The organism is Cytobacillus luteolus (assembly GCF_017873715.1).
Classification (GTDB): Bacteria; Bacillota; Bacilli; order Bacillales; family Bacillaceae_L; genus Bacillus_BV; species Bacillus_BV luteola.
The window spans coordinates 1-23,932 of record NZ_JAGGKM010000004.1 but is presented as its reverse complement, the minus strand read 5'-3'; the positions used below and the strand labels follow the sequence as shown (position 1 = coordinate 23,932).

The window sequence follows — 23,932 nt, the reverse complement described above, 5'->3', positions numbered from 1 at the left end:
AACATCAAGCGATACATCCTCGAATATTCGTCATGAATCCGCACCGCAAGAGGATATTTTGGGATATTTCAGAAGGAAATATCACGAAATATCGTCGACAGCAAAATACTTTTCAAGACGAAATAAACCATCAAGACAAAATACTTTAGCTATAAGGTACCATTGATACCCCAATTCGAAGTCCCGCACCGCAAGAGGATATTTTGGGATATTTCAGAAGGAAATATCACGAAATATCGTCGACAACAAAATACTTTTCAAGACGAAATAAACCATCAAGACAAAATACTTAAACTAAAAGGTACAATTGAAATCTCAATTTAAAATAATTTCTTGCTGGTACATCAATTATGGTAACCGATATCAAGGATAATATACGAAAAAAATGAAAAAACTTTAAAAGTGTATAGGGAGAGCATATTTTCAGGAACAATAACAAACAGAATACTATCTTTTAAAGGAGCTTTTATAAATGGATTTTAGTTGGGTATGGAAGGCAGTACTGATAATAGTAGCGGGTACTTTTTTACTAAGATTTGCAGGAAGAAAGTCAATTTCTCAAATGACGTTAGCACAAACAGTCATCATGATCGGTATTGGATCATTACTTGTACAACCAGTTGCCGGCCGAAATATTTGGGTAACAATTGGTGTAGGTGCTGTTTTAATACTAACTTTAATTGCAATGGAATATGGCCAAATTAAATCGGATAAACTAGAAAACTTTATCACAGGTAAGTCTAAGATGGTAATTGAAAATGGAGAAGTTAATGTAAAGAACTTAAAAAAGATGAGATTGACAGTTGACCAGCTTGAAATGAAGCTCCGACAAGGGAATGTGGCAAGGATTAATGACATAAAGTGGGCTACACTAGAACCAAATGGGCAAATTGGATTTCTACTAAAAGATCAATTACAACCTGCCACAAAGCAGGATGTGGAACAAATACAAAAGGATATTCAGGAATTAAAAATGCTGTTTAATCAGCGTTTACCTAAAGTGAAATTAATTACTAAGTTTAATGAGCCAGCTGTTGAACCTACACCACCCGCATCACAAAAGCAAGAAAATGATCAGCCTGATATTTTTTCAGAAGTAAACTATAAGTCACATGAAACACCACCTCCGAAGTACCTACAATAAAACAAAGAGCGCAGCCATGTTTAACCATGTTTGCGCTCTTTGTTTTTTATAATTTAAACCTCTTAGAAAGTTGTGATAGAGATTTGGATAGTTGACTTAACTTCAATCCTGCCTCATGTGTGCTTTCCATTTGTACTATTTGATTTTCACTTGTCGCTAACATTTCCTCGGTGCTTGCTAATGTTTCCTGAGAAACCGAGGCAAAGCGGATTGTTGCTTCTTCAAGTTGAGGGATTCCTTCTTTTAGCTCATATAATTCAGTTTTCATATCTTCTAACTTAATTGTTAAACTAGAAATTACGTTCATAAGATGGTCAAAGGACTCTTTGGAATCATGTGCACTTGAAAGGTTCATTTTTATCTTATGTAGCATTTGGTCAAACTCTTCGGTAGCAACAAAGGTTACTTTTTCCATTTCCGAAATTGAACTAGAAATTTCTTTACTAGCTTTTGATGATTCTTCTGCTAGTTTACCTACTTCCTGCGCAACTACAGCGAATCCCTTGCCAGCTTCACCTGCCCTAGCAGCCTCGATAGAAGCATTCAGTGACAACAACTTTGTTTGCTCGGCAATGTTTTTTATTAACCCTACTAAATTCGAGATAGCAGTTGAATGGTGCTGAACATGCTTTACCGTAGAAGTCATATGTTCAAAATCTTTCTCAAAAGATATGGTTTTTTCGATTAATACAGAATTATTTTGCTCTCCACGAATAGCTGATTGATTCATGTCTTCTGAACTTTCAAAGACTGTATTCATATTATGTAATAATTTATCTACATTCTCTTTCATGGCATGATAACTCGCTACATTACTTTCAGAGCTAATTGCAGTCTGTTCTGCGCCTTCTTTTACTACAATAATGGCCTTTATTAATTGACGGCTATATTCTAATGCATCTTCTGATGTACAACTAAGATTTCCACCCGTTGTTTCCAATTGATTTGTTGTTTCATTAATTTCTTTAATAATCATGCGCATTTGAGTAAGCATGGTATGAAAGCTTTTATCTAGAGAACGAATCTCTGGTATCTTTGTTTGTAAAGAATCAGATAACTCCACTAAATTACCGTCACGTACTTCTCTCATAATAGATGTCAATCTCATCAGAGGTTTGGTTAAGCTTTTAACAAATAAAGTAAGAATTATAGAAGAAATAATAATACTTATTACTACAGTTATAATTGTAGTGATGGCCATGTTTGTTACGGATCCTAAGTATGATTTAGTTGGAACGACTAAAAGATAATGTCCATTAACCTCATCCATCTTTAAAACTGAAATGGTGTAATCTTCACCATTTAGTTTTTCTTGAAAGACAGCTTTATCAGATTCGGTTACTTTATTTACAAACGTATTAGAGAAAGACAGTGAAGAGTCCTTACTACTCTTAAAAGGTGTTACAATCTTATTTGAAATAGTATAGATACTTGAAACAATTCCATCTTTCTCTAGTTGTTTTTGTTGATCGCGAACACTAACCTCAAGTTGTTGTTTAAAATATGTATCATCACTTACATATAGAAATTTTAGATTTTTAGCAACATACCCCATCATTTCGGCTTCTCTTTCTAACCTACTTTCGATTGTTTGTATCGTTGCATTTTTTGCTTGAAAATAAGAGCTTACCCCTACTGTAGTCAGCGATGTTATAAGTAATATAACAAAAAGAAATGACAATCTACTTCGTAGACTAAGTCTACTAAACTTAAATTTACTAAAGGGAGTTACAAAGTTTGGTTTCAATCTCTTGCTTAGTATGGTTTTCTTAAAATTTTGGATATACTTTTTCATACTTTTGCCCCCATCATCATCCTATTACGACAAATTATAACAATGAAATATTAAGCCAGTATTAAGATTTAGTAGATTAGACCTACCTAATTCACTACTATTTAAAGGTGATAAGCGGGCAAAAATTCAGGTGGGATAAGGAATGTGGCCAATTTGTGAACTGTTTACATAAAATTTACAAAGGTATAAAAAAATTTGAAGGTAAATGTCATATTATGTTGAAATAAGTAAAGGCAAATAAACTTTATGACATGAGGTGATTTTTATTGAATCCAATTGAACAATTGGGGGACAGGATTTTACAGGATGCCTATATTAATCGTGTATCGGATATCCATTTTGTTCCTCGAAGAAATGATGCAATTATCCAGTTTAGGCTAGACCACGAACTAGTTACAAAGGAAATTATCGAAAAACAAAAATTTGATCGCTTAATCTCACATTTTAAGTTCCTCGCAGAAATGGATATTGGAGAAAGACGCCGTCCGCAAAATGGAGCGCTCTCTACAGTCATACATGACACCTTAATCAGTTTACGTCTATCAACATTACCTACCGCTTATGAAGAAAGTTTAGTTATCCGATTACTTCCACAGGACACAACCTACCCATTGTCTCAGCTTTCACTATTTCCAAACACGACGAAAAAATTAATCTCACTTTTAAAACATTCACATGGCTTAATTTTGTTTACTGGTCCTACTGGCTCTGGTAAAACCACTACTCTTTACTCCTTGTTAGGAGCTACAAAAAAACTATTCAACCGGAATATCATTACCCTAGAAGATCCAATTGAGCGTAAGAATGAGGATGTTCTTCAAGTACAAGTAAACGAAAAAGCAGGAATCACCTATGCAACTGGCCTTAAAGCCATATTAAGGCATGACCCTGATATCATCATGGTCGGAGAGATTCGTGATGCTGAAACGGCTCAAATTGCTGTTCGTGCGGCACTTACAGGTCATTTAGTACTTTCTACTATGCATACGAGAGATACAAAAGGTGCGATTTATCGTCTACTCGAATTTGATGTATCCCTTCAAGAAATCGAGCAAACATTAATTGCAATTGCAGCTCAAAGGCTTGTAACTATTAAATGCCCATTTTGTGAGGGACAATGCTCATCCTATTGTAAAAAAATGAGGAAAACTAGGCGAGCTAGTGTTTATGAACTACTAAGTGGACGAGCTCTAGAAGAGGTAATGAAAGAGGCTAAGGGTGAGAAAGGTAGTGGGAACTACCTAAAACTGCGTGATGTGATCAAGAAGGGGATAGCACTAGGGTACTTGGATAATAGTGAGATGGAACGATGGGTTATTAAAAATGAACAGGAATAAATGGAAACCTGACGAACAAGTGGTCTTTTTAAAAAGATTAGGAGAACTACTGGATCATGGTTATTCCCTTACACAAGGAATTGAATTTCTTCAGTTCCAAATGAGAGAAAAATGTAAGAGTGATTTACAAAATGGATTGCAAAAACTAAAAGAGGGTGAGAGTTTTTATAGCATACTGACAGAATTAAAGTTCCATAAAGATGTTCTATCTTATTTGTTTTTTTCCCAAAAACAAGGCGATATATCGTTTGCACTACGAGAAGGCAGTTCTATTTTGTCTAGAAGAATTGAGCATACCGCAAAGCTTAGAAAAATGATTAGTTATCCACTTTTCCTTATGTTCTTCGTGTGTTGCATTGTCATTGTTATGATGAAAGTTCTTTTACCACAGTTTCTTGGACTTTATGATTCTATGAACCTAGATACTTCATTCTTCATAATCCTCCTACAAAACTTTACGAACATTGGTAAATTCGTTTTATATGTTGTCCTAGCCTTCATTGTTACTAGCATCCTATTTTTCTTCCTATACTTTAAGCGAGTATCAGCAATTATACAGATGAAGTTTATTGTAAAAATACCTTTTATAAACAAATGGATCCGGTTGCTAAATTCTCATTTTTTCTCAGTGCAGCTAAGCAATCTATTAAAAGGTGGACTATCAATTTATGAAGCAATTAAATCCTTTGAAGAACAGCAGCATTCTCAATTTTTTAAAGAAGAAGCCACTCTAATGAAAGCTTCACTAACATCAGGTGAAAGACTAGATATGATTATCCATTCACGAACCTATTTTGATAAAGAGTTAGCACAAATCATTAAACACGGTCAATCCCACGGAAATCTTGACCAAGAGCTATACCATTATAGCCACTATACATTAGAGCAACTAGATAGCAAGATAGCTAGTTTCTTAAAAATAAGTCAACCACTCTTATTTGGGAGCATTGGACTTATAATCGTATCAATGTACATGGCAATCATGCTACCTATGTTTAAGTTAATTAATTCTATCTAAAAGGAGATAAAAAACAATGAATGAAAAAGGCTTTACACTAATTGAAATGATCATAGTTTTGTTTGTCATTTCTATTTTACTTCTAATTACCATTCCAAACATTACCTCACACAATGCTGTCATAAAAGATAAGGGGTGTGATGCACTGATTAAGATGGTTCAAGCACAAGTTCAGGTATATGAAATAGAAAAAGAGACCATTCCTACACTGGCTGAACTTAAGACGGGTAATTATATTACTACAGATAGATGTCCAGGTGGGAATTCACTTGTTATCGATTCAATAACTGGGAAGGTTTCTGAAAGTGCAACCCCCTAAAAATAACCAAAGTGGTTTCACTCTTATTGAAATTCTTCTGGTCTTAACAATCATGTCTACATTAACTTCCATTACACTACTTCAGCTTAAACCTGCCTTGGAAGCAAAACAACTCCAATCTTTTTTTCGAACATTAGAGACAGATTTACTATATGCCCAAAACTATGCAATGAGCCATAGCGAGCCAGTATACGTTTATTTTGTCGACCAGCAATTTCATTATAAGATGTTGGTCGGTTCTAGTAGGCTTGAGGTTCTAAGACGTAACTACTCAAAAAATATAAAAATTCCTTACAACAATTTAATTCCAGGTATTGTTTATCTCTCCAACGGAAATTTATCAAAATCAGGTGCAATTATTTTTGATTACAAAGGGGATCTGTATAAGACTACATTTTTGCTTGGGAGAGGGCGCTTTTATGTTACGAAAATGTGAGCGAGGCTTTTCACTTTTGGAGGTATTGGTTTCCTTTTCGGTTTGGTTATTACTCTTCACTACTTTGATACCGTCCTTCGTTTTAGTTAAACAAGAAAGAGCCAATATTCTTTTTGTTAACACTGCAAATCAACTCATTTTTGAAGAGTTAATGGCCATTAAAAATAACTCAGGAGTAAAAGAAAATAAAACTGTCTCAAGAAATGGTATTTCTTATACTTTGGAGTGGAGTGCTGTTGATGAAACAAAAGTTTGTGTTCGTTGGGAAGATAAACGCAAACGTCCAGAAGAAAGGTGTGGATATACAAATCAATGAACAATGAAAGAGGTTTTACATTCCTAGAAATGCTAGTTTCACTGTCTATTCTAATGCTCATACTCACATTTGTAGTTGGATTATTAGCTATTATAAAAGAGCCTAAATCAGGTGGAATCAACAAACTCGAATGGGAAGTCTTTATCCAACAAGCAAAACAGGAAATATACCAATCAACTCATGTTACAAAGAATATTACAACCCTTAGGTTTTCAAAAAACAATGGCGAGACAGTAACTTATGAAACCTATGGTACAAGCATTCGAAGAAGAGTGAATGGAGCAGGGCATGAGATACTCCTTCAAAATGTTAATGGGGTTAAGTATGAAATGCTAATAAATGGAGTCGTCATTGAAGCAATAGATAAACATAACAACGTTTTTAAGTCACAACTATTCTCTGTTTTTCCATTGGGGTGATGTATGAAAAATGAAAAAGGCTTTATTTTACCAACAACCATTGCTATCTCTTTACTGTTTTTTGCAGTCTTTACACATCAATTAGACCTGTATATTACTGAGAAGCGGTTTTATAAGGAAGTAGAAGAGCAATACCATTTAGAAATAATTATTAGTATGGCAGTAGATGACATCATTGAGGAGATAGAACGTAGAAAAGTTGAGGGGAGCCTCACTAGTTCCTATTCCGAATGGTTGTATTATCCTAATGGACAAGTAAGATATCAAGTTGCTGAACAAACCTTAGATAGATTTGCAATTACTATGTACTGCGATACATCAAATGGGAGGAAGTACAACGCGAAGTTTTTATATAACTATACAGAAAAGAAACCAGGTCAATGGATTAGGTTTTAAAAATGGTTTAGTTATTGTAAAATGACAACAAATCGTATTTTAGGAGAGAAAAATGAAAGCAATCTATTTAACAGGGTTTATGGGAGCGGGAAAATCAACAATTGGTCGGGAACTTGGTAAGGCATTATATCTGCCAGTTATTGATACAGATGATTACATCGAAAAAAATAAGGATAAAAAAGTTAGAGACATCTTTGAAACTGAGGGAGAAACCACATTTAGAACGTATGAGCGAGAAGCTTTGAAGGAGCTACCAACTGAGGATGTGATTATTACAACTGGTGGGGGAATGGTGACTCAACAAGAAAATCGTGAGTGGTTGTTATCTCGTGGTACAATTATTTACTTGCACTGTGATTTTGACATTATTGTAGAGCGCTTAAAGTATGATAGCTCTAGACCGTTATTTGATCATGAGCAATTATCTAGAACAGAAAAACTTTTCCATGACCGATTACCTCTCTATCAAGAAGCACATTATACAATTAATACCTCAAATAAAGAAGTGAACGATATTGTAAATGAGATTATGTTGGAGATTAAAAAGTAATAAACTTGGGCAAAATAACACTAAAAGAGTAAGTAGGTGTTATATATGTCTCCAAATGATTATGTGAAATTTATGACTCAGCAAATTGTTAGCTATATAGATAAACCAAAAAATATTCGTAAGGAAACCAGACAACTACGTAAGAGTGAGCGTTCACCTTTCATGGATCAATGGTTTGGGGTTATTCCTTTTGCATTTAAGTTATTGTTAAAGAAACGAAAATAACACGAGAGTGACATATCTTCAATGTCACTCTTTTTTAGATTTTAGTGAGCAACCTCCATTATTTGTATCTCTTTTACTTCTTCTGACTTTACATCATAACTAATCGTCACATACACTCCAAATTCTTTTCCAAAGTGTCGTAATAAAAACTTAAAACGCTTAATTCCAGTGCCATCCTTCTTTTCTTCATGCCAAATATATTGATATTCCTTAATCAGCACACCATCATACTTTTTCTGAACTTCTTCAATAGCTAGTTCTCCCCATTTTTCGCCTTCTTTTAATTGCCCAGATTCAGCTGAAACTTTTTCAGTAGGTAATACGTAAGAGTAACCAGAGGAAATAAACATAGCTATAAATAGACTAAATACACATTTTTTATAAATAATAATCACCTCATTTTATAGCATTTACACAACGATTATAACTATACATTAGGTGGGATAATATGATGAAAAATTTTAGTAAGTGGCTAATCGGTTTTAGTGTTCTTTTCCTATTTGGTTGTACGCAGGAAAAGCCTTCGGAAAATACGTTAGCAAAGGTAAAAACCTCAGATCTAAGTGAAGTCAATATGAGCCTTGTTGAATCATTAGGCGTTGAAAAAGTAGCTGTTTACGATATTGAACTTTACAAACCAGATGAAGTTAAGTACATCGAATTTTGGGTAGAACATTATAAGAATGGCGAAAAACAACAAGGAAATCTAACAGGTGCTGCCATGGGTCTAGGACCTGAGGTTGAAGAAAAAGAGACTACCTTTACAGTAGCATTTGCGAAAACTTCCTTTGATGTAGATGAGGACAAATACGATCGTTGGAATTCTTCCTTATCACAAGGTGGAACAACCGCTTCTTCTCAATCGGGAGCAATTAAAGTTGAAGATACCAACTTAAGTGAGGCATTTTCGAGTTTTGGTCATGATATCAATATCGAGGGTATAAAAAAGCCGGTTACACTAGCCGTTACCATAAGAAATGACGGAAACTCAATGACGATGAGAACTATTAACTTTGAAGACGAAGAAGAGCTTGAGAAGTTTGTTATGAAATACAAAGAAGTTTTCTTGTATCGAATTATGTTATTAGATCAAGAACCTTTTCAATAAAAAAAATACAACCCTTCTCTTAATTGAAGAATGATTTGAAGCCCTTCCGTACATATTAATGCTATATGAAACAGGCATTATTATTGGGAGGATGTTATGAAAAAATTATTCTTTATACTAATATGCGCGATGACTTTAGTTGGCTGTGGCGGCGGTAAAGACAAAGCCAAGGAAGAAAAAAAAGAAGCCAAGACAGCAGAAACAGAAGGAACCACAGTAAATGATGCAGGAATTGCACGTATCCAAGCACAAACTGAATTAGGTACACTAGGTTTTACACCTGAAGAATTAAAAGAAAACTGGAACGTAGCACAAGCTGAAATGAAAGAAGACGAAGCCTATCAAATCAAAGACCTTACTGTATCAAATGGAGAATTTAAAACTGATGTAGGAGAAGGTTTAATTCTAGAAGGAATTGTAAACGAAGATACAAACGAAGTCTCAAAGCTATCCATTATCCGAAAAGAAGTGGAAGCTGAAAAGCTAGAGCAATCCCTTGATCAGTTTGAAGATACACTTGCTTCGTTCTTCTTACTTGTGTCTGTTACGAATAAGGATAAAAAAGTAAGTGAAGCTCAAATTAACTCTATGGTTCATGACTTAGTTATTTTGGAAAAGGATAAGGATCAGCTTGATTCTTCAGCTACCTTGAATAATGTAAATTATAAAGTTGTTGAGAATGAGCGTGGGCTTGTTTTAACGGCAACTGAGAATAAAGACTAAAAAAAGCGGCCTAGTTGGTCGCTTTCTTTGGTGTTGCATAAATAATATAACGTTCAGGTGCACTTCCTACATATGAAAAAGGATAACATGTGCTTAACACAAGTATTTCATTTGGAGCAGTAGACTTAATAATTGTTGTATCATCGGCATCTACAACCTCCGTTCTTTCAATTGTGTAGGTGAAACTACCATAAGGTAAAGTCACAACTAACTCGTCTCCAATTTTTAATTCTCCCATTCTTCGAAAAACAGTATCCCGATGTCCCGATAAAACAATTTGGTCTTTATCACCAGGATAGGCTGTCCCCTTATAATGGCCAACTCCTCTTGCCAGCTCATCCTCATCTGTTCCTTCTATAATAGGTAACTCTGAATTTAAGCGAGGAATTGATAATATACCGACTGCATCCCCTTGTTTAGGAGAAAATTCTATTTCTTCTTTTTGAACAGTTTGCTCAACCTCTGTACTGGAATGCTTAACAGTTCCTTTCTTCAACACCTTATATGCTTCAGAAAGACTACTTTTTTGTGCATTTTCCGTTTGTGCATACTGATAAGTACCAGCCACTACTAATAAAAAACCGCCAACAATGATAAACATAGAGATGTATTTCAGCATACCTAATTCATTTCCTCATCTCTCGTAGTAAGATTTAAAAAAGAACGAATTGTTTCGGTAGTTATACCCAATTCTTTTGCTTCAAGTAATAGTTCAACCCAATCTATATCTAAGACATGGCTGCTTTTTGAGCTATTAATGAACTTATTCATTGATTCCTCCATCATTCAGAAACATTTCGCTCCTGTCTAGTATTCTTCCAATTTCGAAAATTAATAAAATCACGATACTCCCGAAAATCTTCCTTACTCATTCCATCATCAATTGCTTTCTTCAATAGAACGGCCCATTCATTATCTAGAATCTCCCTTGTTACTTTTGCACTAGACCCAGTACCTAATAGATACTCAATATCTGTATCTAGTGTTTCAGCTAGCTTTGAGAGAAACTGTAATGAAGGATTTGTTTGGAGATCTCGTTCTATATAACTTAAATAGGACTTAGAAACCCCTGCCTGTTTAGAAAGCTCTGACATAGAGATCCCTTTCTTTTGACGCAATTTACGAATGCGTTTCCCAATCATCTTCCTACTCCTCGTATTTGAATTGTTGTCACTTCTTTTATTTCATATAAGGTGTCGTTATGTTCATTATAAGAAACAATTTGTTCTTTATAAAATAACAAAATAGTAAGAAAACAAGAGATAAATCGAGATAACGCACGATAAATGTTCTTTATTAAGAAAATTTGGCTAATTTTGAGATTTTTCAAATTCCAACTATTGGCATATACTCAACTTATAAGTTCGCTAAAGAGAACGGTGAACGAACGAAAAAGTAATTAAAAAGTAGGAAGTGATTTAATGAAAAAAGTAGTAAAAATTACCTCAACAGTATTACTTGTATTTTTAGCAATTATGGCAGGAACAGTTGTATATTTTGTTTTCCAGGCTAAAGGAGATATAGAAAAGGTTCCTAGTATATTCGGATATAAACCTTTGACAATCCTATCAAACAGTATGCAGCCTGCCTTTAACGCAGGAGACATAATACTTATTAACACTGAAATTGAACCACAAGTGAACGACGTAATAACCTATAAGCACCCAGACGGTATGTTGATTACTCATAGAGCGATCGACACTGTAGAGGAAAATGGTAAGACATTATTTGTGGCTCAGGGTGATAACAACAATGTTAAAGACGATGTATTAATACCAAGGGAAGATATCCTTGGAATACAAAAGGCAATCGTTCCAGGAGCTGGTTATATTGCAAAGTTTGTCTCTGGCCCTATTGGATTCTTCTTACTAGTAGCAGTTCCATTACTAATCGTACTTATAATAGAAATCTTCCAAAGGTTAGGTATTATAGGGAATCGAAAAGAAGAACAAATTCAAGGGTAAAAAAAAGTATTTTAGACTTCAATGAAGAAAGCTATAACGCTTTTGGAGAAGTTTGCAGGGTTAATCTTTTCTTGATAGTACTAGGAAATATCCTATTATTATATAAAAAACAATCTCTAGGAGGAGAAACAAATGAAAAATGTAAAAAAAGCATTAATTGGCACAGCATTAACAGGAGCATTAGTGGTAGGCGCAGGATTTGGTACATACTCTTGGTTTACTTCAGAACAAGTGTTGTCAGGTTCTATTGAAAATGCAATTATTGATATCTCTGCTGCAGAAAACATTAATGGCTCAGGGACTGCAAACCTAATGAACTTAACAGGGAAATTTGCACCATCTCGCTCAGCATACAGTGATCCTGTTGTATTTAAAAATGGTTCAAATGAAAGTGCACACTTAAGTGTAAAATACACTTCAACTCTTACTGGAGCAGATGCAGGTGCTGACCTAAGTATGTATCGTAGTGCAGCTGTTTATCGTATAGCTAGCAATAATTTAAATATTGCTAAAGGTGCTCAAGCGAAAGACAAAGATATTATTGCTGCATTTCTTGCTACTGGTGATGTGAATTCTGATGAGGTAAAGGCTGCTTTAGCTGCAACTAGTTATGAGGAGCTTGTGGTTTTAGATAATACAACTTTACCTGATGCGGCTACTGAAACTATTAATGCAGCATTAGAAGCAGGAGAAGAGGTACTTGTTTTTGATACTACAGATCCTAAATTTGAAAAGGTTGTATTAAACCGAGTATTAACAACAGATAAGAGTTTTGTATTACAATACGGAGTTAAATTGCTTGAAGAAGCGGGGAATGAGTATCAAGGCGCTACTTTCTCTGCTAGATTTGATGTGAAACTTGATCAAGTAGACAATCCGAATAAAGGATTCTAAATACCAGCTTCCTTGTTAATTATAAATCGAGAGACTTGAGTCTCTCGATTTAATATTAACTGATTCTTTTCAATGGCTAATTAGAATATACATCATTTGAGGAGAGTGATTATATGTGAAAAAACTCCAGACTATTAAAACATGTTTTTTGGGTATTGCAGTTGGGGGGCTAATTATGATAGGTCCGAGCTTTGGTTCATATTCTTGGTTTTTTGATTCTGAAGGAATTTTAGGGCATATAAGAAATTCTACACTTTCCATTTCTAGTAATAAAAATATATTTATGTTTTCTGAAGAGAAGTTATCACCAGGTATTACTGTGAGTGATGATTTTATTGTTATGAACACGGGGGAAGAGCCGGTGGTTTTAGATGCTTATATAAAATTTTTACTAGAAAATAATAATACTTCTAATGATGATCTATTAGAGAATTATTTGGTTACGGTTAAAATTCAAGATAAACTAATCCTCTCGGAAGTCTCTGCTAGTTCAATATCCACGATCAACTTATTTAATGACAATGATATTAGATATCTAGGAACAAATCAGAGCACACACCTTACAATTACTCTAAGTCTTAAAAATGATAGTAAACCTAACCTTAACAATGTGGTGATCAAGCCATTTCTTGAAATTTATGCAGTTCAAGATTGTTGTAATTCCTATTGAAGGTGTTAAAAGATATACAGAAAATAATTAGTTTAATAATAATATCACTTTTCCATTTTAGATAAAGGTATAAAGGAGACTTTTTTCATGAGCAGAAAGAGCAGGCATGAAGATCTTAAACGCAAAAAGAAAAAAAATCTATATTTTTTCAGTACTTCTCTCTTTGTTACCCTTTTATTTTTAGCAGGTATAAAGCTATTTACATTGGATTCATATTCTTTATTTACAGATGAATTGGTGATAGGTGGAGATGGAATTGTTACGGAAATACCCCAGGAAAAAAAATGTCCAGATCCTGCAATAGAAAATGGAAAAGGAAAGTCCAATGAAAATAACGAAAATGGGATGAAGTGTGGTCAAGAGGGAAAGAATCATAAGTCAGAAAAAAACACTGAGGAATCTACAATTGAAGATGGTCAGAATGATGAAGAGGTTGAGGAAGATCAGAATAGCGAAGGTACTTCAAATGAGAACCAAGAGAAACAAAGTAGTGAAGGAAAATCAGAAGAGAACGAAGAAGGTCAAGGTAGTAATGAAGAGCATTCAGAAGATCAAACAGATTCAGAGGAAGAAAAAGTTGAGGAACAACAACCATGAAGATGAGTTCTATGAAATTTAACTTTACTATTATTCTTCACATATTAATAGTTGTAGCTTTTATTCCTGGTACTGTTTTAGCGGATTCAAAAGAAATTGAACTGGAATTACCACCAGATTCTAAAGTATTTACTATTTCAAATATGGCCCCAGGGCGTACTGCATCTAAGGTGCTGACAATTCAAAACAGAGGAAGTAAAGACTTTAGATATGATACAAAAATACACTTTAAAAGTGGTAGTGAAACACTATTCAAAGAATATAAACTTACAATTTCTGATTCTAAAGAAATATTGTATGATGGGTTGCTTCATGAGTTCAATGAAATCAGTGGAAGATATTTAAAGTCTACTTATCAAGAGGATTTGAAATTTACATTTATGTTTCCTTCCCATCTTGGAAATGAGTTTCAGGGCTTGGGGTTTAAATTTGAAGTTAAGTTCACTGGTAAAGCAAAAATAGAACAGAATCCAGAGGACCCCGAAGATCCTGTTGATCCAGAAGATCCAACCGATCCAGAGGACCCGACTAATCCAGTGGACCCAACCGATCCAGAGGATCCGACTGATTCAAAAAATCCAACAGACCCTGAGAATCCAGTTAATCACACAGATCCTGTTGAACCAGAAGTTCCAGGTGATTCTGGTGAGGTTTCGTTAGAGGAAGAAGTGAAACCAGCACGACCGATTACTGAGGAGGAGTTGGTATCTGCGCCAGTTGATGGACAAATTCTTCCAGATACATCTACCAATATCTATAACTATCTATTCGGTGGCTTAGCATTGATGGTGTCAGGTACTAGTTTACTATTATTGCCTAGAAAAAGAAAACTGGATACTAAGCGCAACTAACTGACCTTGAATGAGAGAACAGATTCAGAATCAAGGTCTTTTTTATTTAAATAATTGGGGTGATTAGATGCTTTTACTATTCCACACCTTAGCACTATTAAATTTACTCGACGGAATTCTAACTTTTATTGGGCTACAATTTTCAATTATCAGTGAAAGCAATCCAATCATGAACCTAATGTATCAACACGATCCTGGTTTGTTTTTAACACTTAAAATAGTTCTTTCATTATTACTCTATATATTGATATTCACAAAAAAAATGCCACTCTCAAGCTTGATCAAAAGACTTACCCAAGGCGCGACAGTTTGCTACGTACTTGTCATAATGGTGCACTGTTATTGGTTCTTACCTTTTATTTACTAGCATATTCATAGAGTAAAACAAAAACGGAGGGATATACGATGTATAAGAAAGTGTGTAATCGATGTTTTAAGCCATCTTTTAGCAGCTGTAATACAGGAGAATGGTTATGTCCGATCTGTCAAAAGGACATAACACATATAAAAGCCAGGCAGTCAATGGAACCTAAACCTATTCTAAGTGTTGTTAAAATGCAAAAGGATAATTATACTGAACAACCGACATTTTCTAAATACATATAATGTCAAAATAAAAAGCGTTCCTGATGACTCCGGGTCACCGAAACGCTATTTTATTTGTTATTCATTTTCCATCTATTAAATTCAAGAAATTCTTTAAAATCCTTTTTCGAAACACCGGATTGCATTGCTTCTCTTACTAATTTCGCCCACTCAGAATCAAGTTCCTGTTGATTTTGTTCATCAGCTTCACCTAGTAGTGTATTTACTGAAACTCCTAGAACAGCAGATATTTTTTCCAGAAATTGAATGGAAGGATTTGATTGGAGATTGCGTTCAATCGAGCTTAAGTACGACTTTGCAACACCTGCATTTTCTGCTAAAACAGATAAAGACATTTGTTTCTGTAAACGATATTCCTTTATACGTTGACCAATCATAATAGATTCCACCCTCCTTCATGATATTATAACATATAACGAAGGAAATGTTTCATATGAAGAACGTATAAAATCAAAAAATGTGAAAATTTCGTATCATCAGCCTACCTGTTGTTGTCCTTCAAGAAATAATTTGATATCCTGGACATTTAGACCTAATTCCATTGCCTCTAAAATTAAGTCTACCCAATCTTGATCCAATCCTACAGTTTCACTTGAAATATCCTTCACCTATTATTCCTCCCAAAATACTTTTTAGTATTCCAGGCAGTCCAGCCATCATCATTGAGTGAACAACCTTAGATCTGTGACTTTGCGTCCCTATCTTTCAATAGGTTTGCCTTTATCTGATAGTGATAATTACGAGTTCATATGTTAGTTATATTTATGTACGACTTTAGTATTAATAATATGTAGTATAATCGGAAGTATTCTTCAATGTTGTTGAAGTGTGTCGATATCAAAAAATTTAGAAAACTAGAAAAGAAATAGGTTTTAAACCTAAAATAATGTCGTTAAATGTTTAATTATAGCGAATGTGTAAGACGATATACCTATATTCAATAGTTGTAACTAATCTAGACTTCAGAAAGATAATTATTGTTAGGAGATTTCTTGTAGTTTTTCCAAATAAATACAAATGATTTGTCGATATTTTGGGAACGAAAGTTTGTAACACTACCCACAAAAAAGGGAGACAAGCAAAAAAGAGCATCTCCCGAAAGAAATACTCTTCTAATTCCTAAACATATCCTGATGCAAATAAAACAACCCACCATTAATTATCTCTACTTTTACCTTAGGCTCATACTGTTCTTTCAAAGCCTCTTTTTCAGTCTCATAGCTCTCTGGCATTTCATCCAAGCCTTCATAAAAATGATTAAGGAGAGCTAAATCCTCATCCCATCGATTTCTAGCTCTATCAGCCCATGTATGATCATCTGCTTCTACCATGTTTGTAATATACTGCTTTATTCTATTCAAGCCACTTTGTGGTTTTATCAACGGTGACATCGTAAAGCAATAGTCTGGAATTTTGGCTTTTAGTGAGATACTACCCATTGTCTCTTGAAAGTTTTCAATAATTGACCCACTAATTAAATGCAATCCGAGTGACAGAAGTAAATCCTTCTTCTTATCACATTGATAGGACACTTTAACGTTTAAACCTAACCAGGGGTGAAGCGGGACATTACCCGGAGTTTGCACCGAAACATCCTGGTATAAGCGGATGTATCCTCCAAGTGACCTAGTCGATTCAAAAATTTGATGAAGTCTCGGAGCCCCGAAGTGAACGACATCACCCTTCAAGTCATCAGGTGCACGCTTTTGATCTGTAATTACGGTTAACTGCATTGGATTAGGAACTCCGTTTGTTTTTTCAAGGTAATGCCAGTAAAAAGGGCGGTTCATTAGTTGCTTATCAAGTTCAACTGTTAGTTGCACATTCATAAAAGCTTCATGTCGTTCAAGAATTTCACATTCGTTTGCGGTAAAATACCGTTCTAAAAACTTATGAATTTCCTGTTGCTGCACGCTGCTCATCTCCTTCTGACATTTGTTCTTCATAACTAATAATAGAAGTGAGATTTTCCATCTTAATCTTTATTTCACCCTCGCTCTTCGAATGGAGCAGGATATCTTTAATATGGTCTTCGATATTGCCAATCTCTAATTTTGTTAAGATTTCATCTAGCTGACCTATGACGCGCTCGAATAAGTTGATTTTTTCATATAATAGCTTCAAGATATGTTCTTCAACTGTATTCTTTGTCGCAAAGTTATAAATGTGAACATCTTTCTCCTGGCCAAGTCTGTGAATTCTACCAATACGCTGTTCAAGGCGCATTGGATTCCAAGGTAGATCATAATTGATAATATGGTTACAGAATTGGAGGTTAATTCCCTCACCACCAGCTTCAGTTGCAATTAACACTTGAATTTTGTTTTGGAATAATTGCTTCATCCAATCCTTTTTCCCGCGTTTAAATCCACCACGAAATGGAACGGAGGAAATTCCGTTTTGCTGGAGATACCATTGTAAATAAAGCTGTGTTGCTCGGTATTCGGTGAAGATAATAACTTTGTCATCCACTTTCTTAATCAATTCTAGTGCTTTTTCAGCTTTTGAATTCTTATTAACCTGCTCCACTTTCTTCATTAAATCAGTAATGATGTGAACAGGAGCCTGTCTACCTTCTTCATCTGAGTTCTCGAGCATTTTTTTCAATGTAAAGAATACAGCCTCACGACTACTACATGCCTCTCGTTGGAGTGTCATGATTGAGAACATACTATTCATAAATGGACTTCCACTTGAACGGTACTGACTAATGGCATCATATAAATCTCGTTCTGTTTCGGAAAACTCAATCGGAACTGTTTCAACATGACGCTTCGTCCACTCAATACCTGTATCATCACGACGATTTCGGATCATTACTTTATTAACTAACTCTTTTAGATGTTTATCTCCATCTAGAGAACGTTCTTTTGCATTATAGGATTCTTCAAAATAAGATTGGTTTCCTAGGTGACCGGGCTTTAATAGTGAAACTAAATTAAAAATTTCTTCTATTCTATTTTGGATAGGAGTGGCAGTTAATAGTAAGCAAAACTTCTTTTTAAGATTTTGAACAAATTCATAGTTTTTCGTTTTATTGTTTTTTAGCTTATGTGCCTCATCGATAATAATAAGGTCATAATCTTGTTCATACACAATTTCACGATGAGGACTTCTTTTTGCTGTATCTATAGAAGAAACGACAACATCGCATTGTTCCCACACGTAGCTTTTCTTTTGCTGCACGGCAGGTATGTAAAATTTCTGGTTTAACTCTGCTGCCCACTGAGAAACTAAAGATGCAGGTACTAGAATAAGAACTTTCTTTACTAGTCCACGAATCATGTATTCTTTTAAAATAAGACCGGCTTCAATTGTTTTGCCTAGTCCAACCTCATCAGCTAAAATCGCTTTCCCGTGCATTTTTTCCACAACCTGTTTTGCAACCTCTAATTGGTGAGGAAGTGGTGTTAATTGCGGTAGATGTTTCGGTGCTTGTAGGCCTTCAAATTCAGGAATGGCTGTATGCTGTTCGACTTCATAGGCGAGTTTATAAAGCTCCCAATTAGCCCAAGGACCGTCATCTTCTATTCTTTTCAAAAAGTCATCCTGCCAAGAGTGATCAAACTCTATGTCGACTTTCATCATACCAATCCTTTCTATAAATAATAGTGTGTTTCTGTTTTTGGAATAAAAAACAAAAAGGGAATGTAATTAGACTGGATTTGCATTGTAATTACGAACATTTCAAACTGAAAAAAAGTCTTTGTTAAGGAAATATAATTATTGCCGAAAAAGGCTTCAAATGGTAGGATGATAATAGCTTTAAAAAGTTTAAAAACATTACTCTATTAGGGTAGTATAACCAAGTATGGTAAAAATTATATATTGGCGAATGAGAACAAGGGGAGAGACTACCGGCCATGGTGGCGCCGAAGGAGCAAACAGCCTATAAACTGTGAATCTCTCAGGCAAAAAGACTCTTGTTTGACGCAACTCTGGAGAGAGCCCAAGATTTAAATCTTTGAGGCCACCAAAGGGGAAATGGCTTTTTTTAGTATGTGTAAAAAGAGGTTATTCTAATGTCTTTTGAACATTCTAATTAAAGGTAAAACTTTCAGGTGCCAGGACAGAGAACTACACGTTTTGTGGTGGTACTCTGTCCTTTTTTTGATGCTCTGAGGAAAGCGTTTTCTACGATTACATATGTTAAGGGAGGAATTATGATTGACTGAATTACTACGTACACCTTTATATGAAGTTTATTCACAATATGGTGCAAAAACAATCGACTTTGGTGGTTGGGATCTGCCTGTGCAGTTTTCTAGCATTAAAGAAGAGCATGAAGCTGTCCGCACAAAAGCAGGCTTGTTCGATGTTTCTCACATGGGAGAAATCGATGTAAAAGGTCCAGATAGTCTTACATATTTACAAAAAATGATGACAAATGATGTATCCGTGCTTAAAGATGGCGGTGCTCAATATACAGCGATGTGCTATGAAGATGGTGGAACAGTAGACGATCTTTTAGTTTATAAAAAATCAGATGATCACTATCTACTAGTTGTAAATGCTTCAAACATTGAGAAGGATTTTGACTGGTTATCAAGTCATGTTTCTGGAGATGTAACAGTTACAAATATCTCGAGTGATGTAGCACAATTAGCATTACAAGGACCTTTAGCTGAAACGGTTCTTCAAAAGTTAACAAACACAGACTTAAGTGAAATCAAATTTTTCAAGTTCCAAGATGATGTAGAAGTGAATGGTGTGAAAACATTAGTATCTCGTACTGGTTATACAGGAGAAGATGGTTTTGAAATTTACTGCAATACACAAGACGCTACAATGCTTTGGAACAAAATCCTAGAAGTAGGAAAAGAAGATGGCGTTTTACCGATTGGACTAGGAGCGAGAGACACACTTCGTTTCGAAGCAAACTTAGCACTTTACGGTCAAGAATTAACAAAAGACATTTCTCCATTAGAGGCTGGTATCGGCTTTGCGGTGAAAGTAAATAAAGAAGCTGATTTTATTGGTAAAGAAGCACTGAAAAAGCAAAAGGAAGACGGTTTACCTCGTAAACTAGTTGGAATCGAAATGATTGATAAAGGAATTCCACGTCATGGCTATGAAGTGTTTGTAAATGGTGAGGAAGTAGGGACTGTTACAACAGGAACGCAATCTCCTACACTTAAGAAAAACATTGGACTTGCTTTACTCAAAGCTGAGTTTGCTGAGCTTGGTACGAAAGTCGAAGTTCAAATCCGTAACAAACGTTTACAAGCAGAAGTTGTTGCTACACCTTTTTACAAGCGTCCTAAAAAATAAAATCACACTCTAGATATAACCGAAAGGGGTTAAACCATGAAACATCGTTATTTACCAATGACGGAACAAGATAAAAAAGAAATGCTTCAAGCAATCGGAGTTTCTTCAGTTGATGAGCTTTTTAATGATATCCCTGAAAGTGTACGCTTTAAAGGGGAGTACAACATTAAACAAGCAAAATCAGAAACTGAGCTTTTCAAAGAATTATCAGCACTTGCTGCTCAAAATAAGGATTTAAGAGCGAACGCTTCATTCTTAGGAGCAGGAGTATATGATCACTACATGCCAATTATTGTTGACCATGTTATCTCTCGTTCTGAGTTTTACACAGCTTACACTCCATACCAACCAGAGATCTCTCAAGGTGAGCTTCAAGCAATCTTTGAATTCCAATCTATGATTTGTGAATTAACTGGAATGGATGTAGCGAACTCTTCAATGTACGACGGTGGTACTGCTCTTGCGGAAGCTGCAATGCTATGTACAGGTCATACGAAAAACAAAAAGGTTTTAGTATCAGGTGCAGTTAACCCTGAATCACGTGAAGTATTAAAAACATATGCAAAAGGTCAATATATCGAAGTTGTTGAAGTACCAGCTGTAAACGGATTAACAGACCTTGAAGCATTAAAATCAGCAATGGATGATTCTGTTGCATGTGTTGTTGTTCAATATCCTAACTTCTTCGGTCAAATTGAACCATTAAAAGAAATCGAAGAAATTGCTCATACAGGTAAAAGTATGTTTGTTGTTTCAAGTAACCCATTAGCACTTGGGGCTTTAACACCTCCTGGTAAATTCGGTGCTGATATCGTTGCTGGAGACGCACAAGTATTTGGTATTCCAACTGGCTTTGGTGGACCACACTGTGGATATTTCGCAGTAACAACAAAATTAATGCGTAAAGTTCCAGGAAGACTTGTTGGTCAAACAGTAGATGAAGATGGTAAACGTGGATTTGTTTTAACGCTTCAAGCTCGTGAACAACATATCCGTCGTGACAAAGCGACATCTAACATTTGTTCAAACCAAGCACTTAATGCTTTAGCGGCATCAGTTGCGATGACTGCTTTAGGTAAAAAAGGTGTTAAAGAAATGGCTACACAAAATATCCAAAAAGCACATTATGCTAAAAATACATTCAAACAACATGGCTTTGAAGTACCTTATGAAGGACCTTTCTTCAATGAGTTCGTAGTAAAACTTAACAAACCAGTTAAGGAAGTAAATGCGAAGTTAATCGAAAAAGGAATCATTGGTGGTTATGATTTAGGAATTGACTACCCTGAGCTAAAAAATCACATGCTTGTTGCAGTAACTGAATTACGTACAAAAGAAGAAATCGATACATTTGTAAAAGAATTGGGGGATGGCAATGAATAATCATCAAGATCAACCATTAATTTTTGAATTAACTAGACCAGGCCGCGTTGGTTATAGCTTACCGGAAATGGATGTTCCTGAGCTAAACCTAGATGATGTCATTCCTGCTGACTATATCCGTACTGAAGAACCAGAATTACCAGAAGTATCTGAGTTAGACATCATGCGTCACTACACAGCTTTATCAAGACGTAACCATGGTGTAGACTCTGGGTTCTATCCATTAGGTTCTTGTACAATGAAATACAACCCTAAAATTAACGAAAACGTAGCTCGTATTCCTGGCTTTGCACACATTCATCCATTACAAGATGAGTCTACTGTTCAAGGTGCACTAGGTTTAATGTATGATCTTCAAGAACATTTAAAAGAAATTACAGGTATGGATGAAGTAACTCTTCAACCTGCTGCTGGTGCTCATGGTGAGTGGACTGGATTAATGATGATTCGTGCATTCCATGAATCAAATAATGACACAGCTCGTACAAAAGTAATCGTTCCTGACTCAGCACACGGAACAAACCCTGCATCTGCAACAGTTGCTGGTTTTGAAACAATTACTGTTAAATCAGATGAAAACGGATTAGTTGATCTAGAAGACTTAAGAAGTGTAGTAGGTCCTGATACTGCAGCCCTTATGTTAACTAACCCAAATACATTAGGATTATTTGAAGCTCATATTTTAGAAATGGCTAAAATTGTCCATGATGCGGGTGGGAAGCTATACTATGATGGAGCAAACTTAAATGCTGTATTAAGTAAAGCTAGACCAGGGGATATGGGATTTGACGTAGTTCACCTTAATCTTCATAAAACATTTACTGGTCCACACGGTGGTGGAGGCCCAGGTTCAGGTCCGGTAGGGGTTAAAGCTGATTTAATTCCTTATCTACCAAAACCTGTACTTGTAAAACGTGAAGATGGCTACCGTTTCGAATACGATCGTCCACAAGCAATTGGACGTGTAAAACCTTTCTATGGAAACTTTGGAATTAACGTACGTGCTTATACGTACATTCGAACAATGGGTCCAGATGGCTTAAAAGCGGTAACAGAGTATGCTGTTCTTAATGCAAACTACATGATGCGTCAACTTGCACCACACTTTGACCTACCATTTAATCAACATTGTAAACATGAGTTTGTATTATCAGGTAAACGTCAAAAGAAACTTGGTGTTCGTACATTAGATATCGCAAAACGTCTATTAGACTTTGGATATCATCCACCAACAATCTACTTCCCACTTAATGTTGAGGAATGTATCATGATTGAGCCAACAGAAACTGAATCTAAAGAAACATTAGATGAGTTTATCGCGGCAATGATTCAAATTGCAAAAGAAGCTGAGGAGAATCCAGAAATCGTTCAAGAAGCTCCTCACAGCACTGTGATTAAGCGTCTAGACGAAACGTTGGCTGCGCGTAAACCAGTACTTCGCTTTCAAAAGCAATAACATATATATATATATATATATAGAAGAAAGAGATTCATCCGAACTTTTCGGGTGAATCTTTTTTTATTGGAATATATTACCGCGTATTGAAGGGTTGTCTTTTACTAAACTTCAGTGTAATATAAGAACAAGTCACCACGACAAAACAACAACTCACCAAACAATAACAAATCGAAAAAACTTGATTTGTTTTTTAAAACTCTAACCACTTCGTAGAAGTTGACAAAGAGTTAATTCGATGGTAAGATAGTTTTTGTCGCTAAAAGAAAGTGACTTAATAAAGAAAGTGATTGACAAGAGATTATAATTTTGATAAATTATGATTCTGTCACAAAAAAAGTTCTTTGAAAACTGAACACAACACAAGCGTCAATGTTTGTTTTAAAAATTGTTTTAGCATGAGCTAATCAACTCTATTGGAGAGTTTGATCCTGGCTCAGGACGAACGCTGGCG

General features: G+C 35.2%; 30 protein-coding genes and 2 riboswitches. Of the genes, 21 read left to right on the top strand and 9 right to left on the bottom strand.

Features of this window, described 5'->3' with window-relative positions; translation table 11 throughout:
• Positions 1 to 472: 472 nt before the first annotated feature.
• Positions 473 to 1,144: a DUF421 domain-containing protein gene (locus J2Z26_RS12145; protein ID WP_193535427.1), complete on the top strand. Its 672-nt coding sequence runs from the start codon at positions 473 to 475 to the stop codon at positions 1,142 to 1,144.
• 46 nt (positions 1,145 to 1,190) lie between these two features.
• Here J2Z26_RS12145 and J2Z26_RS12140 read toward each other — a convergent pair whose 3' ends face one another.
• Complete coding sequence (locus J2Z26_RS12140) at positions 1,191 to 2,939, bottom strand: methyl-accepting chemotaxis protein (RefSeq protein WP_193535426.1); 1,749 nt, start codon at positions 2,937 to 2,939, stop codon at positions 1,191 to 1,193.
• A gap of 266 nt (positions 2,940 to 3,205) precedes the next feature.
• Here J2Z26_RS12140 and comGA point away from each other — a divergent pair, with 266 nt between their 5' ends.
• Genes comGA through J2Z26_RS12095 form a run of 9 tightly spaced genes read left to right on the top strand, consistent with a single transcriptional unit; the run spans position 3,206 to position 7,955 of the window.
• Positions 3,206 to 4,276 carry a competence type IV pilus ATPase ComGA gene (gene comGA / locus J2Z26_RS12135; protein WP_193535425.1) on the top strand — a complete coding sequence of 357 codons (1,071 nt, stop codon included), beginning with the start codon at positions 3,206 to 3,208 and terminating at the stop codon, positions 4,274 to 4,276.
• Positions 4,263 to 5,294, top strand: coding sequence for a competence type IV pilus assembly protein ComGB (gene comGB, locus J2Z26_RS12130; RefSeq protein ID WP_193535424.1), 1,032 nt, complete (start codon positions 4,263 to 4,265; stop codon positions 5,292 to 5,294). The genes comGA and comGB overlap by 14 nt, the downstream gene beginning before the upstream one ends.
• A gap of 16 nt (positions 5,295 to 5,310) precedes the next feature.
• Positions 5,311 to 5,613 carry a competence type IV pilus major pilin ComGC gene (comGC, locus tag J2Z26_RS12125; protein WP_193535423.1) on the top strand — a complete coding sequence of 101 codons (303 nt, stop codon included), beginning with the start codon at positions 5,311 to 5,313 and terminating at the stop codon, positions 5,611 to 5,613.
• Complete coding sequence (gene comGD / locus J2Z26_RS12120) at positions 5,600 to 6,049, top strand: competence type IV pilus minor pilin ComGD (protein ID WP_193535422.1); 450 nt, start codon at positions 5,600 to 5,602, stop codon at positions 6,047 to 6,049. Before comGC ends, comGD begins: the two co-directional genes overlap by 14 nt.
• On the top strand, positions 6,033 to 6,365 hold the full coding sequence (locus tag J2Z26_RS12115; RefSeq protein WP_193535421.1) for a type II secretion system protein: 333 nt from the start codon (positions 6,033 to 6,035) through the stop codon (positions 6,363 to 6,365). Before comGD ends, J2Z26_RS12115 begins: the two co-directional genes overlap by 17 nt.
• Positions 6,362 to 6,784 carry a competence type IV pilus minor pilin ComGF gene (comGF, locus tag J2Z26_RS12110; protein WP_193536070.1) on the top strand — a complete coding sequence of 141 codons (423 nt, stop codon included), beginning with the start codon at positions 6,362 to 6,364 and terminating at the stop codon, positions 6,782 to 6,784. The genes J2Z26_RS12115 and comGF overlap by 4 nt, the downstream gene beginning before the upstream one ends.
• A 3-nt stretch (positions 6,785 to 6,787) precedes the next feature.
• Positions 6,788 to 7,180, top strand: coding sequence for a competence type IV pilus minor pilin ComGG (gene comGG / locus J2Z26_RS12105; RefSeq protein ID WP_193535420.1), 393 nt, complete (start codon positions 6,788 to 6,790; stop codon positions 7,178 to 7,180).
• 52 nt (positions 7,181 to 7,232) lie between these two features.
• Entirely contained in the window at positions 7,233 to 7,730 is a 498-nt protein-coding gene (locus tag J2Z26_RS12100) for a shikimate kinase (RefSeq protein WP_193535419.1), read from the top strand.
• A gap of 45 nt (positions 7,731 to 7,775) precedes the next feature.
• The gene (locus tag J2Z26_RS12095) at positions 7,776 to 7,955 is read left to right on the top strand and encodes a YqzE family protein (protein ID WP_193535418.1); all 180 of its coding nucleotides are present in this window, start codon (positions 7,776 to 7,778) and stop codon (positions 7,953 to 7,955) included.
• Positions 7,956 to 7,996: 41 nt separating this feature from the next.
• On the opposite strand, the gene J2Z26_RS12090 is transcribed toward J2Z26_RS12095, so the two are convergent.
• Positions 7,997 to 8,350: a DUF3889 domain-containing protein gene (locus J2Z26_RS12090; RefSeq protein WP_209794354.1), complete on the bottom strand. Its 354-nt coding sequence runs from the start codon at positions 8,348 to 8,350 to the stop codon at positions 7,997 to 7,999.
• 53 nt (positions 8,351 to 8,403) lie between these two features.
• Here J2Z26_RS12090 and J2Z26_RS12085 point away from each other — a divergent pair, with 53 nt between their 5' ends.
• The gene (locus tag J2Z26_RS12085) at positions 8,404 to 9,063 is read left to right on the top strand and encodes a hypothetical protein (protein WP_209794352.1); all 660 of its coding nucleotides are present in this window, start codon (positions 8,404 to 8,406) and stop codon (positions 9,061 to 9,063) included.
• Positions 9,064 to 9,159: 96 nt separating this feature from the next.
• Positions 9,160 to 9,786 (top strand): hypothetical protein, encoded by a 627-nt coding sequence (locus J2Z26_RS12080; protein WP_193535415.1) that lies wholly within the window; start codon positions 9,160 to 9,162, stop codon positions 9,784 to 9,786.
• A gap of 10 nt (positions 9,787 to 9,796) precedes the next feature.
• On the opposite strand, the gene J2Z26_RS12075 is transcribed toward J2Z26_RS12080, so the two are convergent.
• The 3 genes from J2Z26_RS12075 to J2Z26_RS12065 are packed head-to-tail and all read right to left on the bottom strand — an operon-like array spanning position 9,797 to position 10,928.
• On the bottom strand, positions 9,797 to 10,405 hold the full coding sequence (locus J2Z26_RS12075) for a class D sortase (RefSeq protein WP_193535414.1): 609 nt from the start codon (positions 10,403 to 10,405) through the stop codon (positions 9,797 to 9,799).
• 2 nt (positions 10,406 to 10,407) lie between these two features.
• Complete coding sequence (locus tag J2Z26_RS12070; RefSeq protein WP_193535413.1) at positions 10,408 to 10,557, bottom strand: anti-repressor SinI family protein; 150 nt, start codon at positions 10,555 to 10,557, stop codon at positions 10,408 to 10,410.
• 11 nt (positions 10,558 to 10,568) lie between these two features.
• Positions 10,569 to 10,928: a helix-turn-helix domain-containing protein gene (locus tag J2Z26_RS12065; RefSeq protein WP_193535412.1), complete on the bottom strand. Its 360-nt coding sequence runs from the start codon at positions 10,926 to 10,928 to the stop codon at positions 10,569 to 10,571.
• A 279-nt stretch (positions 10,929 to 11,207) separates the two neighbouring features.
• Here J2Z26_RS12065 and J2Z26_RS12060 point away from each other — a divergent pair, with 279 nt between their 5' ends.
• The 6 genes from J2Z26_RS12060 (at position 11,208) to J2Z26_RS22495 (ending at position 15,129) form a co-directional block, all read left to right on the top strand.
• Positions 11,208 to 11,750, top strand: coding sequence for a signal peptidase I (locus J2Z26_RS12060; RefSeq protein WP_193535411.1), 543 nt, complete (start codon positions 11,208 to 11,210; stop codon positions 11,748 to 11,750).
• 132 nt (positions 11,751 to 11,882) lie between these two features.
• Positions 11,883 to 12,644: a hypothetical protein gene (locus J2Z26_RS12055; RefSeq protein ID WP_193535410.1), complete on the top strand. Its 762-nt coding sequence runs from the start codon at positions 11,883 to 11,885 to the stop codon at positions 12,642 to 12,644.
• Between the two features lie 175 nt (positions 12,645 to 12,819).
• Positions 12,820 to 13,314, top strand: coding sequence for a hypothetical protein (locus J2Z26_RS12050; RefSeq protein ID WP_193535409.1), 495 nt, complete (start codon positions 12,820 to 12,822; stop codon positions 13,312 to 13,314).
• Between the two features lie 87 nt (positions 13,315 to 13,401).
• Positions 13,402 to 13,911: a hypothetical protein gene (locus J2Z26_RS12045; RefSeq protein ID WP_193535408.1), complete on the top strand. Its 510-nt coding sequence runs from the start codon at positions 13,402 to 13,404 to the stop codon at positions 13,909 to 13,911.
• Positions 13,912 to 13,922: 11 nt separating this feature from the next.
• Positions 13,923 to 14,762 (top strand): LPXTG cell wall anchor domain-containing protein, encoded by an 840-nt coding sequence (locus tag J2Z26_RS12040; RefSeq protein WP_193535407.1) that lies wholly within the window; start codon positions 13,923 to 13,925, stop codon positions 14,760 to 14,762.
• Positions 14,763 to 14,829: 67 nt separating this feature from the next.
• A complete protein-coding gene (locus J2Z26_RS22495; RefSeq protein WP_227413671.1) occupies positions 14,830 to 15,129 on the top strand; it encodes a DUF5658 family protein in 300 nt (99 codons plus the stop codon).
• 289 nt (positions 15,130 to 15,418) lie between these two features.
• On the opposite strand, the gene J2Z26_RS12035 is transcribed toward J2Z26_RS22495, so the two are convergent.
• From J2Z26_RS12035 to J2Z26_RS12020, 4 genes are all read right to left on the bottom strand, one after another.
• Positions 15,419 to 15,745 (bottom strand): helix-turn-helix domain-containing protein, encoded by a 327-nt coding sequence (locus J2Z26_RS12035; RefSeq protein WP_193535406.1) that lies wholly within the window; start codon positions 15,743 to 15,745, stop codon positions 15,419 to 15,421.
• 99 nt (positions 15,746 to 15,844) lie between these two features.
• Positions 15,845 to 15,967, bottom strand: a complete 123-nt coding sequence (locus tag J2Z26_RS12030) for an anti-repressor SinI family protein (protein WP_193536068.1) — start codon at positions 15,965 to 15,967, stop codon at positions 15,845 to 15,847.
• 41 nt (positions 15,968 to 16,008) lie between these two features.
• Positions 16,009 to 16,097, bottom strand: a riboswitch (cyclic di-GMP riboswitch).
• A gap of 383 nt (positions 16,098 to 16,480) precedes the next feature.
• The gene (locus J2Z26_RS12025) at positions 16,481 to 17,281 is read right to left on the bottom strand and encodes a YqhG family protein (protein ID WP_193535405.1); all 801 of its coding nucleotides are present in this window, start codon (positions 17,279 to 17,281) and stop codon (positions 16,481 to 16,483) included.
• A complete protein-coding gene (locus tag J2Z26_RS12020) occupies positions 17,259 to 18,953 on the bottom strand; it encodes a DEAD/DEAH box helicase (RefSeq protein WP_193535404.1) in 1,695 nt (564 codons plus the stop codon). Before J2Z26_RS12020 ends, J2Z26_RS12025 begins: the two co-directional genes overlap by 23 nt.
• Positions 18,954 to 19,203: 250 nt before the next feature.
• Positions 19,204 to 19,301, top strand: a riboswitch (glycine riboswitch).
• A 234-nt stretch (positions 19,302 to 19,535) separates the two neighbouring features.
• On the opposite strand from J2Z26_RS12020, the gene gcvT reads away from it, so the two are divergent.
• Genes gcvT through gcvPB form a run of 3 tightly spaced genes read left to right on the top strand, consistent with a single transcriptional unit; the run spans position 19,536 to position 23,478 of the window.
• Entirely contained in the window at positions 19,536 to 20,639 is a 1,104-nt protein-coding gene (gene gcvT / locus J2Z26_RS12015) for a glycine cleavage system aminomethyltransferase GcvT (RefSeq protein WP_193535403.1), read from the top strand.
• Between the two features lie 36 nt (positions 20,640 to 20,675).
• Positions 20,676 to 22,022: an aminomethyl-transferring glycine dehydrogenase subunit GcvPA gene (gene gcvPA / locus J2Z26_RS12010; protein ID WP_193535402.1), complete on the top strand. Its 1,347-nt coding sequence runs from the start codon at positions 20,676 to 20,678 to the stop codon at positions 22,020 to 22,022.
• Positions 22,015 to 23,478 (top strand): aminomethyl-transferring glycine dehydrogenase subunit GcvPB, encoded by a 1,464-nt coding sequence (gene gcvPB / locus J2Z26_RS12005; RefSeq protein ID WP_193535401.1) that lies wholly within the window; start codon positions 22,015 to 22,017, stop codon positions 23,476 to 23,478. The genes gcvPA and gcvPB overlap by 8 nt, the downstream gene beginning before the upstream one ends.
• The last annotated feature ends 454 nt before the right edge of the window (positions 23,479 to 23,932 follow it).

What these genes read in the sequence shown, in the direction of transcription:
- J2Z26_RS12035 (WP_193535406.1), bottom strand. Translation starts at nt 15,745, where the DNA reads ATGATTGGTCAACGTATAAAGGAATATCGTTTACAGAAACAAATGTCT.
- J2Z26_RS12095 (WP_193535418.1), top strand. Translation starts at nt 7,776, where the DNA reads ATGTCTCCAAATGATTATGTGAAATTTATGACTCAGCAAATTGTTAGC.
- J2Z26_RS12100 (WP_193535419.1), top strand. Translation starts at nt 7,233, where the DNA reads ATGAAAGCAATCTATTTAACAGGGTTTATGGGAGCGGGAAAATCAACA.
- comGC (WP_193535423.1), top strand. Translation starts at nt 5,311, where the DNA reads ATGAATGAAAAAGGCTTTACACTAATTGAAATGATCATAGTTTTGTTT.
- J2Z26_RS12140 (WP_193535426.1), bottom strand. Translation starts at nt 2,939, where the DNA reads ATGAAAAAGTATATCCAAAATTTTAAGAAAACCATACTAAGCAAGAGA.
- J2Z26_RS12060 (WP_193535411.1), top strand. Translation starts at nt 11,208, where the DNA reads ATGAAAAAAGTAGTAAAAATTACCTCAACAGTATTACTTGTATTTTTA.
- J2Z26_RS12065 (WP_193535412.1), bottom strand. Translation starts at nt 10,928, where the DNA reads ATGATTGGGAAACGCATTCGTAAATTGCGTCAAAAGAAAGGGATCTCT.
- J2Z26_RS12040 (WP_193535407.1), top strand. Translation starts at nt 13,923, where the DNA reads ATGAAATTTAACTTTACTATTATTCTTCACATATTAATAGTTGTAGCT.
- J2Z26_RS12085 (WP_209794352.1), top strand. Translation starts at nt 8,404, where the DNA reads ATGATGAAAAATTTTAGTAAGTGGCTAATCGGTTTTAGTGTTCTTTTC.
- J2Z26_RS12080 (WP_193535415.1), top strand. Translation starts at nt 9,160, where the DNA reads ATGAAAAAATTATTCTTTATACTAATATGCGCGATGACTTTAGTTGGC.
- comGG (WP_193535420.1), top strand. Translation starts at nt 6,788, where the DNA reads ATGAAAAATGAAAAAGGCTTTATTTTACCAACAACCATTGCTATCTCT.
- comGF (WP_193536070.1), top strand. Translation starts at nt 6,362, where the DNA reads ATGAACAATGAAAGAGGTTTTACATTCCTAGAAATGCTAGTTTCACTG.
- gcvPB (WP_193535401.1), top strand. Translation starts at nt 22,015, where the DNA reads ATGAATAATCATCAAGATCAACCATTAATTTTTGAATTAACTAGACCA.
- J2Z26_RS12145 (WP_193535427.1), top strand. Translation starts at nt 473, where the DNA reads ATGGATTTTAGTTGGGTATGGAAGGCAGTACTGATAATAGTAGCGGGT.
- J2Z26_RS12045 (WP_193535408.1), top strand. Translation starts at nt 13,402, where the DNA reads ATGAGCAGAAAGAGCAGGCATGAAGATCTTAAACGCAAAAAGAAAAAA.
- gcvPA (WP_193535402.1), top strand. Translation starts at nt 20,676, where the DNA reads ATGAAACATCGTTATTTACCAATGACGGAACAAGATAAAAAAGAAATG.
- J2Z26_RS12055 (WP_193535410.1), top strand. Translation starts at nt 11,883, where the DNA reads ATGAAAAATGTAAAAAAAGCATTAATTGGCACAGCATTAACAGGAGCA.
- J2Z26_RS12115 (WP_193535421.1), top strand. Translation starts at nt 6,033, where the DNA reads ATGTTACGAAAATGTGAGCGAGGCTTTTCACTTTTGGAGGTATTGGTT.
- J2Z26_RS12070 (WP_193535413.1), bottom strand. Translation starts at nt 10,557, where the DNA reads ATGAATAAGTTCATTAATAGCTCAAAAAGCAGCCATGTCTTAGATATA.
- J2Z26_RS12075 (WP_193535414.1), bottom strand. Translation starts at nt 10,405, where the DNA reads ATGCTGAAATACATCTCTATGTTTATCATTGTTGGCGGTTTTTTATTA.
- J2Z26_RS22495 (WP_227413671.1), top strand. Translation starts at nt 14,830, where the DNA reads ATGCTTTTACTATTCCACACCTTAGCACTATTAAATTTACTCGACGGA.
- J2Z26_RS12020 (WP_193535404.1), bottom strand. Translation starts at nt 18,953, where the DNA reads ATGAAAGTCGACATAGAGTTTGATCACTCTTGGCAGGATGACTTTTTG.
- J2Z26_RS12050 (WP_193535409.1), top strand. Translation starts at nt 12,820, where the DNA reads ATGATAGGTCCGAGCTTTGGTTCATATTCTTGGTTTTTTGATTCTGAA.
- comGB (WP_193535424.1), top strand. Translation starts at nt 4,263, where the DNA reads ATGAACAGGAATAAATGGAAACCTGACGAACAAGTGGTCTTTTTAAAA.